This window comes from Vibrio sp. FF145 (assembly GCF_041439075.1).
Classification (GTDB): Bacteria; Pseudomonadota; Gammaproteobacteria; order Enterobacterales; family Vibrionaceae; genus Vibrio; species Vibrio tasmaniensis_A.
This window is the reverse complement of sequence record NZ_JBGONH010000063.1, coordinates 15,743-27,219: the sequence shown is the minus strand read 5'-3', so window position 1 is coordinate 27,219 and position 11,477 is coordinate 15,743. Positions and strand designations below refer to the sequence as shown.

The 11,477-nt window shown below is 42.1% G+C and carries 11 protein-coding genes and 1 riboswitch; of the genes, 5 read left to right on the top strand and 6 right to left on the bottom strand.

The window, feature by feature from the left end; genetic code table 11:
* The first annotated feature begins 552 nt into the window (after positions 1-552).
* The 3 genes from glgC (at position 553) to ACED42_RS19105 (ending at position 4,307) form a co-directional block, all read left to right on the top strand.
* Positions 553-1,782, top strand: coding sequence for a glucose-1-phosphate adenylyltransferase (glgC, locus tag ACED42_RS19115; RefSeq protein ID WP_081326175.1), 1,230 nt, complete (start codon positions 553-555; stop codon positions 1,780-1,782).
* Positions 1,772-3,226 carry a glycogen synthase GlgA gene (gene glgA / locus ACED42_RS19110; RefSeq protein WP_371703771.1) on the top strand — a complete coding sequence of 485 codons (1,455 nt, stop codon included), beginning with the start codon at positions 1,772-1,774 and terminating at the stop codon, positions 3,224-3,226. The genes glgC and glgA overlap by 11 nt, the downstream gene beginning before the upstream one ends.
* Positions 3,227-3,509: 283 nt before the next feature.
* Complete coding sequence (locus ACED42_RS19105; RefSeq protein WP_009846349.1) at positions 3,510-4,307, top strand: alpha/beta fold hydrolase; 798 nt, start codon at positions 3,510-3,512, stop codon at positions 4,305-4,307.
* Between the two features lie 129 nt (positions 4,308-4,436).
* Here ACED42_RS19105 and ACED42_RS19100 read toward each other — a convergent pair whose 3' ends face one another.
* The 5 genes from ACED42_RS19100 to torD all read right to left on the bottom strand — a co-directional run bounded on the left by ACED42_RS19100 (position 4,437) and on the right by torD (position 8,604).
* A complete protein-coding gene (locus tag ACED42_RS19100; protein ID WP_102248916.1) occupies positions 4,437-4,754 on the bottom strand; it encodes a DUF2007 domain-containing protein in 318 nt (105 codons plus the stop codon).
* 70 nt (positions 4,755-4,824) lie between these two features.
* Complete coding sequence (locus ACED42_RS19095) at positions 4,825-5,505, bottom strand: TVP38/TMEM64 family protein (RefSeq protein WP_009846351.1); 681 nt, start codon at positions 5,503-5,505, stop codon at positions 4,825-4,827.
* A gap of 154 nt (positions 5,506-5,659) precedes the next feature.
* Positions 5,660-6,250, bottom strand: a complete 591-nt coding sequence (locus tag ACED42_RS19090; RefSeq protein WP_009846352.1) for a TfoX/Sxy family DNA transformation protein — start codon at positions 6,248-6,250, stop codon at positions 5,660-5,662.
* Between the two features lie 127 nt (positions 6,251-6,377).
* Positions 6,378-6,463, bottom strand: a riboswitch (cyclic di-GMP riboswitch).
* A 170-nt stretch (positions 6,464-6,633) separates the two neighbouring features.
* Positions 6,634-7,638, bottom strand: coding sequence for an HTH-type transcriptional repressor PurR (purR, locus tag ACED42_RS19085; RefSeq protein WP_017099945.1), 1,005 nt, complete (start codon positions 7,636-7,638; stop codon positions 6,634-6,636).
* 318 nt (positions 7,639-7,956) lie between these two features.
* Entirely contained in the window at positions 7,957-8,604 is a 648-nt protein-coding gene (gene torD, locus ACED42_RS19080; RefSeq protein ID WP_135383950.1) for a molecular chaperone TorD, read from the bottom strand.
* A 287-nt stretch (positions 8,605-8,891) separates the two neighbouring features.
* Between torD and torR the strand changes: the two genes are divergently transcribed.
* A complete protein-coding gene (torR, locus tag ACED42_RS19075) occupies positions 8,892-9,605 on the top strand; it encodes a two-component system response regulator TorR (protein ID WP_009846355.1) in 714 nt (237 codons plus the stop codon).
* A gap of 91 nt (positions 9,606-9,696) precedes the next feature.
* Here the strand turns inward: torR and elyC are convergent, their stop codons facing one another.
* The gene (elyC, locus tag ACED42_RS19070; protein ID WP_009846356.1) at positions 9,697-10,503 is read right to left on the bottom strand and encodes an envelope biogenesis factor ElyC; all 807 of its coding nucleotides are present in this window, start codon (positions 10,501-10,503) and stop codon (positions 9,697-9,699) included.
* Positions 10,504-10,618: 115 nt separating this feature from the next.
* Between elyC and cmoM the strand changes: the two genes are divergently transcribed.
* Complete coding sequence (gene cmoM, locus ACED42_RS19065; RefSeq protein ID WP_009846357.1) at positions 10,619-11,404, top strand: tRNA uridine 5-oxyacetic acid(34) methyltransferase CmoM; 786 nt, start codon at positions 10,619-10,621, stop codon at positions 11,402-11,404.
* Positions 11,405-11,477 lie beyond the last annotated feature (73 nt).

The following is an 11,477-nucleotide window of genomic DNA, read 5'->3' as shown; positions in this document are numbered from 1 at the left end:
CCATCTGTAGGATCGTTCAACTGATCAGGAAAATGCTTAAATGATCAGTGTTAGCCATTAGGCTGCTTTTTTTTGATCTAAATATGACTAATTATGCTGTCTCTCGATCGTCGGCCTTACCTGTGTCTATTTGTTAAATTCAGGTCATGAAATAAATGAAATGGATAATAATCTTTAATTATGCAACTTTAATGTGATTGTAACTTAATTAAAATATTGTAAGTCACAGATCAGGTTTTAGTTGTATACCTGATGTATTCCGGGTGTTAACTTAATGTTTCATAAAAACGGTGTAATGTGAGCTGCTTTAAGTCTTAGGAAAGCAATCGGCTTACATAACACAGAATGGCGTATTAAAAATTGAAATCGGCCGGAAAGTCGATAACGTATATAAAACCAAGTGCAAACAATAGTGCACACTTAACAACGTTTGGCTTAGGATATTTTCACTGCATGTGAATGGATATTCGTTAAGTACCGAAATAAGTGTTGGTGCTCATCCCCCAGAGGAAGATACCTCTTAGAGCACTAACATCGACAAGCTATAAATATATGGAGAATAAAATGGCTGGTGTATTGGGAATGATTCTTGCTGGTGGTGAAGGCTCTCGCTTAAGACCTTTAACTGAATCTCGCAGCAAACCCTCGGTTCCTTTCGGTGGTAGTTACCGCTTAATTGATTTCGCTCTGAATAACTTCGTTAATGCTGATCTAATGAAGATCTACGTATTAACACAGTTTAAGTCACAATCACTGTTCCATCACATGAAAAAAGGTTGGAATATCAGTGGTATAACCGACCGTTTTATCGACCCAATCCCTGCGCAAATGCGTACAGGTAAGCGTTGGTATGAAGGTACTGCAGATGCTATTTATCAAAACCTTCGCTTCATGCAGTTGGAAGAACCTGATCAAGTTTGTATTTTTGGATCAGATCATATTTACAAAATGGACATTAAGCAGATGCTTGATTTCCATAAAGAGAAGAAAGCGGCTTTAACCGTTTCTGCATTGCGTATGCCGCTTGCTGAAGCATCTGAATTCGGCGTTATCGAAGTGGATGCTGAAGGCCGTATGATTGGTTTTGAAGAGAAACCGGCTAACCCGAAACCAATTCCAGGTGACCCGGAGTCTGCGCTTGTGTCTATGGGTAACTACGTATTTGAAGCTAACGAGTTGTTCGCAGAACTTGTTGAAGATGCAGATAAAGAAGACTCGACACATGATTTCGGAAAAGACATCATTCCAAACATGGTTCCGCGTGGTGATGTGTTTGTTTATGACTTCAGTACTAACCGTATTACTGGTGAGAAAGAAGAAGTTTATTGGCGCGATGTAGGTACGATTGACGCGTACTGGCAAGCTCATATGGATCTTCTTGAGAAAGATGCGCCATTCTCGCTATACAACCGCAAGTGGCCACTACATACGTACTATCCGCCACTACCGCCGGCTACGTTTACTGATTCGGCAAACGGCCGTGTTCAGATCATCGATAGCTTAGTGTGTAACGGCAGCTACGTACGTGGTTCTCGCATTGAGAAGTGTGTATTGGGTTTCCGCAGTAATATCGCATCAGCGTGTGATATTAGTGAGAGTATCTTACTCGGTGACGTGAAAGTGGGTGAAGGTTGCGTACTTCGTCGTGTCATCGTCGATAAAGATGCAGATATCGCACCTGGAACACAGATTGGCGTAAATCTGAAAGAAGATAAAAAGCATTACCATGTCTCTGACGATGGTGTAGTAGTTATTCCTAAAGGAGCTCGAGTTGGTTACTAAGACTCTCTCGGTACTTTTTGTAGCGTCTGAAGTTGAAGGCTTGATTAAAAGTGGTGGCTTGGCTGATGTAGCCAAGGCACTGCCAAAAGCGTTACAAACACTCGAACAAGATGTTCGAGTGACCATCCCTGCTTATAGAAACATTCCAAACATTGATTCAGCTGAAGTGATTTTGTCGACCGAGCTCGATCATTGGCCTCATACTGCTTATCAAGTCAAAAAGTTGAGTGTCGAAGGTGTTCAAATCTTCGCTATTGAATGTGCCAAGTATTTCGATCGCCCTGAAATGTACGCAGAGAACAATCAAGCGTATGCCGATAACGGAGAGCGCTTCTCGTTCTTCAGTACGGCTTGTTTGGATATGCTTCCTAAGCTCGCGTTCCAACCTGACATCATTCATGCAAATGACTGGCACACAGGTTTTGTGCCTTTCTTGCTTAAATCACGTTATCAACAACACGATTTCTTTGAAAATACGCGCAGTGTTATCTCGATTCACAATGCAGTTTTCAAAGGGGTGTTCGCATACGATGAACTGCAATGTCTGCCAGAGATGCACAGTTACAATGTGCCTGAAGCATCTGTAAGTGACACGCATGTCACCATGCTAAAAGCAGGGGTGATGTGTGCCGATAAGATCAATGCAGTAAGCCCAACGTATGCAGAAGAGCTGAAAACGGAGTTAGGTAGCCATGGCATGGCTGCAGAGTTCCAACATCGTTCGGCCGACTTATTTGGTATTCTCAACGGTTGTGATTATGGAGCTTGGAATCCGGAAACAGACCCTTTCCTTCCTCGTAAATTCAAAGCAACGAAACACAGCATGACTCGTGGGAAATCTGCTTGTAAGCAAAAACTGCAACAAGATGTTGGTTTACCCGTTACCGATTGTGCGGTTTATGGCATGGTTTGCCGTCTGACCAACCAAAAAGGCGTCCATTACTTACTGCCTATCATCGAGCAGTTCTTGAAAAACGAATTGCAGATCGTGATTGTCGGTACTGGTGATCCGGTTTTGGCGAGTCAATTGAAAGAGTTATCAGCACTTCATTCAGACAAGTTCTCATTCGTAGAAGCCTACAATAATGAACTAGCGCATTTGGTTGAAGCGGGCTCTGATTTTTTCTTGATGCCTTCTGAATTTGAGCCTTGTGGCTTGAACCAAATCTACAGCATGGCTTACGGCACTTTGCCTATTGTGCGCTCTGTTGGTGGTTTAAAGGACAGTGTGAATGATTACGATCAGGATCCCGAGATAGCAACAGGCTTTGCTTTTGAAGAGCCAACACCGCAAGCATTGCTAGCGGTATTGCATCGTTCATTACTACTTTATGCTCAAAATCCATCTGAAATTAAGCGCGTTCAACTTTACGCGATGCAACAAGACTTTAGTTGGGAAGATGCGGCACAAGAATATCTTGCGATGTACCATTCTGCATTTTAACTTGTTGACTTAGCTTTAAAATTCAGTTGTTGAATAACAACCGTTCATAATAAAAGAAGGCGCTCTGCTGATAGAGTGCCTTTTTGTTTTCTGGTCAGATCACATCACGTTTCCAAAGACAAAGCTTGCAAACTCATTTTAGTCAGGTAGAAAAGGTGGTCAGGTATTCACATGACTAGTGTTGGGTTTGACACTATTATCACTTAAAATTCTTAATTGCGTGATATCCTTAGTCATCGCCTTGTGATGAGGCTTAGCTCCATAAATAAATTAAGCGATAGGTATGTCTGAGAGTTTATTATTTCATAAAACATTTACTCACCCTACGAGCGATGAGTGGGTTGTATTTGTGCATGGCGCAGGGGGCAGTTCCTCCATTTGGTTTAAGCAGATCAAAGCGTATAAACAGCATTTCAACTTGCTTCTCATTGACTTGAGAGGGCACGGTAAATCAGACAACATACTTAAAGATCTGATTTCGAACCGTTATACGTTCAAATCAGTAACGCTCGATATTCTTAAAGTGTTAGATCATCTAAAAATCCGATCCGCACACTTTGTGGGTATGTCTTTGGGTACAATTATCGTTCGTAACGTGGCCGAACTGGCGGCAAGCAGAGTACGTTCGATGGTGCTTGGTGGTGCTGTCACTAAACTCAACACTCGATCTCAAGTCTTAATCAAATTAGGAAACCTGAGTAAGCACATCATTCCTTATATGTGGCTATACAGCCTTTTTGCTTATGTTGTGATGCCGCAAAAAAGTCAGAAAGAATCACGTCACCTGTTTATCCGCGAAGCGAAAAAGCTGTGCCAAAAAGAGTTCAAGCGCTGGTTTATCCTCACGGCTGATGTGAACCCATTGATGAAATACTTTAAAGACAGGGAGTTGCCGATTCCGACTTTGTATTTGATGGGCGAGCGCGATTACATGTTCATCAAACCCGTTAAAGAAATGGTCGAAGCGCACGAGTCGAGCGAGTTGGTAGAAATTGCCAACTGTGGGCATGTATGTAATGTAGAAAATCCTGAAGAATTCAATCAACAATCAATCGCTTTTATCCAAAAGCAAATTCAGTGATTCTTGGGGTTGGTTATCAGACTCGATGATCCAATAGAATTAAAATAAAAACGGGAAGCTAATTTAGCTTCCCGTTTTTATTTGGAGGAGGTATTTGACCGAATCGTGTCTGTAATAACTGAAACTTTGCTATTCAGGCGAAGCAGCGCCGCACTGCCAACAAGACCCGAATTGTGCTTCATTGATTTCATGACACTCACCACAACGCCACTCTTCATAGATGATCGAATCTTGCTGTTTTTGGTAGTCATTGACGATCGTGCGGGCTTTACTAGCGAGTTCTGGCTCATGTAACCATACGTAAGGGTCTGTATCTTCGGTAAATGGGATTTCACCTTTTAAACCAAACAAACCCTCACCACGGACTTCACACGCAATATTCTCACTTTCTAACAATCCACAGATGATATGAGCTTCTGTCGGATTCGATGCACTGAAGATTTTCATTGAAATAGAACCTTATTTGGCTGTATGCGTTACTTAGTTTCTTAGTTATTTAGTTATTTAGCTATATACGTTACTCAGCGACAGGTGCTGAGCGAAATTTGTTCATCAACCATTTAGCAATAATTGGGAACACACCCAGTAAGGCAAATGACAACAGTACTGAGGGAGACACGATGCCCGAAAGTGAATCAATTTCTGCGAGTTGAGTTCCGGCATTCAAGAAAACGGCGGTACCCGGCAACATACCGATTTGGCTAGTAATATAGTAACGACTCACCGACATCGGTGTTAGACCCATCAATAGATTGATAAGGAAAAATGGGAAAACAGGAATTAGACGTAGCGAGAATAAGTAAAATGCACCGTCTTTCTCAACGCCCTTATTGATGGTGGCTAACTTGTCGCCAAACTTGGTTTGGATCCAGTCACGTAACAAGTAACGGCTACTTAAGAAGGCCAGGGTTGCGCCAATAGCGCTCGCGAAAGACACCAGCAGTAAACTGTTCCAAAACCCAAACAGCGCAGCGCCTAACAGCGTAACAACGGCAGCGCCAGGAATTGAGAAAGCCGTAATCATGACATACGCGACAAAATAGATAGCGGCAGCGGCAATGAAATTGCTCTCGATGTAGTCATTCAAAACAGCTTGCTGGGCTTTTGCATTTTCAAGCGTTAAGTACTGGCCGAAATTGACGCCTAACAAGACGATGGTTATGACCAACACAATACCCAATATCATTTTTTTACTCATTGATACTTCCTCTAAATTTTCAATGCATACCATTAGTTTTTCAATGTATACCACTAGTATAGATAGACAGGCAAAGCATAGAATAACTTTCACCAGATATAAAAAAAGCCGCAAAAATGCGGCTTAGTTATCTATATAGTTTGCACTGACAATGTTAATTGACGTGATTGATAAGCTCTTCACGACGTTGCTGCGGTATAACAGACCAATGTGTACCATTGATCGCGCCTTCTAGCGCCCATAACAGTTCAATACTGACAGAAGACGCATGCGATTCTTTGATGGCGTTAAATGCGTTTACAGAGCCAGATTCATATAAACGTTCTACAGAATCGATCCCTGCCTTTTTCAACATCCGCTCGGTAGCGAGTCGAAGGTTAGGCAGATCTTTGAGTCTAGTTGGTTTAGCAGAAGATTGTTCAGCTTTCTCTTCTTTAGCAAAACCTAGAGACGTAGTCGCAAGCTGCAAGATTTTCTCTTGGTCTTGCCATAAGCCTTCAGGTAAAGCGAAATATTTAGTAACGACAGGAAAACCACGTTTTTTGTAGACGTACGGTTGAAATCCTTGTTGTTCGAATTGTTGTGTTGTGCATTTGTCAGCTCGTATATGCAACTGGTCATTCACAACCAGGGCAAACATAGTGTCATCAGCAAAAAGCCCGAATCCACCAAACATTGAGCGTGACTTAATTTTTCCTAGGGGCTCAAATAATTTCATTGAGTCCTTTAGTATCGGTTTATCCATGTTATTTATCTCGGTGTATTTGAACTACGCCACCAAATAAGCAGGTCCGAGAGATTAGCAAAATGTTGCAATTAAATTGTCAATAGGCTGTAAATTACTAAAGTATTAGCAGTTACTGCATTTTGCCATCGGTAACCCCGCTACCATACCAACGAGTGGTTTAGGCCGGAAGCTTTGCGTCCCACTTTTTCAAGTGGTTTGCCCTGTGCGTGACTGGGTTATTAGAATAAAGTTTTTGTTGAATTAGGCTCACACTTCTTATTTCAAAATGTGATATTGCTTCAATTAATGATCTTTGAATTATGCACTCAAGTGCACTTTGTTTGTTGAGAAAAAAAACGCACCTAAAGGTGCGCTTGATTAAACTAAACTCATTACATCAATTAATTTAACGTTTTAACTGTACTTCGCTCAACAATTTCAGGATGCATTTCGAAGACGCGTTTTTCGTGGTCTTTGTCTTTTATACGCTCTAATAGTATTTCGAATGCATTTTTACCAACACGGCGCTTAGGTTGGTGAACCGTCGTTAACGGTGGAGAGAAGTATTCAGCCAATTCTATGTTGTCGTAACCGATCACTGAGATATCTTCAGGAATACGAATGCCTTTTTCTTGTAATCGGCTCATCAGTCCTAATGCCATCGTGTCGTTAAAACAGAATACTGCGGTAGGGCGATCTTTCATCTCAATGATTTGGTCAGCAGCAATCACAGCTGTGTCACATTCAAAGTTGCCTTCGATGATCATATTTTCATCGGCAGTAATCTTCGCTTCATTGAGTGCGCGCTTGTAACCTGAGATGCGTTCAACACACGCTGCTTTGTCTAAGTGGCCACTTAAACATGCAATCTTGGAGTGACCGCGCTCAATGAGGTATTTGGTTGCTAGGTAGCCACCTTCTTCAGAGTTATCGATGATCTTATCAGCCTGAGAGCTTTCAGGGCCCCAGTCCATGATAACTTTAGGGATGTCTGCGTGACGGTCTAACATCTCTCTTAGTTCTTCAGTCAGGTCAGAACACATAACTAAGATGCCATCTACACGTTTCTCTGCAAGCATTCGAATGTAGTCACGTTGCTTTTCGTAGATACCGCCCGTATTACATAGGATCAAAGTGTAACCTTGACGGTAGCAGTAGCTCTCAACACCATCGATAACTTCAGAGAAGAATAGGTTAGTTGATTGAGTCACTAGCATACCGATGGTGCGGGTTGTATTGCACTTCAAACTACGAGCAACGGCACTTGGCGCATAGTTCAGTTCGTCTACGGCTTTGTTTACTTTTTCTTGAGTCGCTTCAGCAACAAAGCGAGTTTTGTTGATTACGTGAGAAACGGTTGTTGTTGATACGCCGGCTAAGCGTGCGACATCTTTTATAGTGGCCATGTTTTTATCCTATTAGAAGCTACTTTCCCAAAGTACGGAATGAAGTAGCCGTTAAGCTACCTAACTAAGAGCTTAAATTTGTAGGGCTCTTTGGGTACTAAAGTGCTAAAAAACAAAAAACCGCTATTGAGCGGCTTGTCTTAACACCGAAATGCTCTGAACTTCAATAAGTGTAGCATTTCGTGAATGTTTCATATTTTATCGTTTGCGGTCACAATTTTAGACTGACTAGAAATTACTCGCAATAAAATTCACCCAGAAATCCGGGTGAATGGTCACAATTCTATTGAATTTATTTATCGAGTCGTCAAAAAAAGCTTATTCGCCAGCTAGGTATTGAGTGTCTAATTTGCAGAATGCCAATAGCAGGGATGAGACTGAAGCGTAGAAACCGAATGTGTCAATGTCATGACATTTAACGTTGAACTTTGGTACCCAAGTAAGCAGTTGCTGTTCGATAAATTGCTGTTGAACAGCGAAGGATTTCTCTAGTTCTTCTTCAAGTTCAGTTTCGTTCGAACGAATGATTAGATTACCTAGGAAATCGAGTTCGATAGCAATGTGGTCAGCTGGCTCTTTTAGGTCTTGGTTAACCACCAAGTTGTGTTTAGCCATGATCTCTTCCATATCTTTTGCTGGCTTATCGTTCAAAAGGCCAGTCTGGCCGATATACATAGAAGCGTAAGGAAGTGCGCCATGTTTATCAGTCTTTAAGAATAAGTCACAGAAGTCAGCAGACAATTCTAATTGAGCATCTTCACGTGTTTGTAGACGGTTTAGCGCATCCACTAAGCTATCAATCGCCGGCTTTAGTGTTTCATTTTCACCTAAACCAGTTAGGAAAGAACGAATTTCAACAGAGTGGTAGTGATCGAGTTCTTCTTGAGTGAGCTCTTTAGCGAACAAGCTTGATAGCCACCAGTATATTTCTGATCGTTGTTCGTTGAATGCTTTCGTATCTTTCATTTCTTAGATCCTGATTTAGTCTTGTGGTGTGTGTATACCTAGCATCGTCGAGTGATTTATGTATAGGCACACCAAGGCTGAATAACAAGGTTATTTGCGAAACGCAAAGTTACTCGTTAGTAGTAATGCCTATATTGAATTGCGATGGGCGACAAATAGCAAGGTTTAAGATTGTCTTGTATCAAAAAAAAATCATGTTTCTGGCTTTTATCTTCTGTAGTACTAGAATTGTTACGAGTTATGAATAGAATGGTCACTGAAACTATTAAATAAGAAAAGTGGTGTAGATGAGCTATCACGTATTAGTCGTAGAAGATGATGTGGTAACCCGAAGTAAACTGGTTGGATATTTCCAGAATGAAGGTTACACAGTGAGCGAAGCTGAAAGCGGGGCTCAAATGAGAAAAATGTTAGAAGAAAATAACGTTGACCTCATTATGTTAGACATCAACTTGCCAGGCGAAGATGGATTGATGCTAACTCGCGAATTACGCAGTCAATCAGACATTGGAATAATTTTAGTTACTGGACGCACGGATAGCATTGACAAGATCGTTGGCCTTGAAATGGGCGCAGACGATTACGTTACTAAACCCTTCGAACTTCGCGAGTTGTTGGTTCGAGTTAAAAACCTCTTGTGGCGTATTTCGGCTGCTCGTAAAACTGCAGCGGTTGCGGTAGAACAAACAGAAGACGAATCTGTGGTTCGTTTTGGTGAATGGACGTTTGATATACCTCGCCGTGCGCTAAGCAAGAACAGCGAGCCGGTGAAATTGACCAAAGCTGAATATGAACTATTGGTTGCACTCTCTTCTTACCCTAACCAAGTATTAAGCCGTGAACGTATTTTGAATATGATCAGCCATCGAGTAGACGCGCCGAATGACCGCACTATCGACGTGTTAATCCGTCGTATGCGTGCAAAAATGGAGTTTGACCCTAAGAATCCACAAATTTTTGTGACGGTTCACGGTGAAGGTTACATGTTTGCTGGTGACTAATTTCCCGTGGAAAGCTGATTTCAGTAACGATACTTGAACGTAAAAAAACCGAGACATCAATGATGCCTCGGTTTTTTTGTTACTGAACTTTTTAATTGTTTACCGTCGGAGTACTGCTCTCGACAGGGTCATTACTTGTGTCTAGCCAATCTCGCAAGCTTTGCCAAACTAATCCCATCGTCTCATGCCAATAGCGCTCAGTCTGCTCGAGATAGATAGCCTTAGGCATATACTTATTCCATGGTTCAACAATCCCTTCTTGTGCAAGGTAGTTGGTTGGAGCTGGTAATGGTTTCATGCCCGCGGCATTGAATTCATTAAGTGCGCGAGTCATATGGCTAGCTGATGTCACGAGCACCATTTTCTTATTCTTAACGAATGCAGCGGCTTGGCGAGCTTCTTCCCACGTATCTTTCGCTGTTTCAAGCAGAATGATATCGGGTTTTGCCACGCCGAGTGCTAGCGCTACTTTAGCCATCATTTTGGCGTTGCTCACCTCAGTGCCTGCGCCATAACCAGACAAAATGAGTTTAGCTCCAGGGTAAAGACGTAAGATACGAATCCCTTCACTTAAGCGCATCAGACCGGTGCGGCTAAGTTCTGATGTTGGTGGGATTTGGTCATCAACAACGTGACCACTTCCAAGAACCATAATGTAATCGACGGTATCATCGATAGGTAAAAAAGCGGTGTGTTGCCTTTCCATTGGCATTAAAAGTTGACTAGAAACAGGCTGGAAAGCGATTAGGAAAATACCACAGAGGGCTGAAAGGGTAATTAGGCAACCTGTCTTCCTTTTTGCAGTAAACATCACTAGGGCTAAACCCAGAAAAGCGAGAATTAACATTGCTGGCAGTGGCATCAGTAACGAAGACACTACTTTTTTCAGCTCAAACATATCCGAATAGTCCGAAAAAACATCACTTAGTAGTAAAAAGAGACATCGCCTCTTTATTCCTGAAATTCCTGTGACAGAATAGCAGGCACGATAGGACATAATAACTCAAGTAGCCGTGACTGAAGACCGTAATTTCGACGATATTGCCCACAAATTTGCAAAAAACATATACGGCTCTGACAAAGGAGAGATCCGTCAGTGCATCGTATGGGAAGATTTAGAACAAGCTTTGAGCAAGTTTGATCAATCCGCTTCGCCGCTGCATGTCCTTGATGCAGGCGGTGGACTTGCACAGATGTCACAAAAAATTGCGACACTAGGCCACAACGTTTCTCTGTGCGACCTCTCCTCTGAAATGTTGAAGCTCGCAGAAGAAAGTATCAGCGAAGCGGGTTTGCTCGAGCAATATCGATTTATTCATTCTCCGGTACAAAAAGTGGCAGAGCATCTCGAAGAGAAAGTCGATTTTGTGATGTTTCATGCCGTAATGGAATGGCTAGCAGACCCCAAACAGGCACTTGATTTATTGTTGGAACAAGTAAAACCCGGTGGTATTGCCTCGATAATGTTTTACAACCACCATGGTTTAGTCCTGAAAAATGTGATTTGTGGCAACATTCCTCATGTATTGAATGGGATGCCACATCGAAAAAGGTTTAAGCTGCAACCACAAAAAGGCTTGAAGCCTGAAGAGGTTTATCAATGGATAGAAGACGCTGGTCTAGATATCTGTGGTAAATCAGGCATTCGCTCTTTCAGTGACTACATAGGTAATATGGAGTACATGGGTGATTACCAATTTGAAGATGTGTTGGAACTAGAGAAACAGCTATGTCGCCAAGAGCCATATCTGTCGCTAGGCCGTTATATTCACGTTTGGGCTCAAAAACCTGCGCAATAACAGCGGTGAATGTGGTAAAAGAAGCCACAACATGCGCTATGCCATCGTAAGAAGCCGCGTCATAAAGAAATAG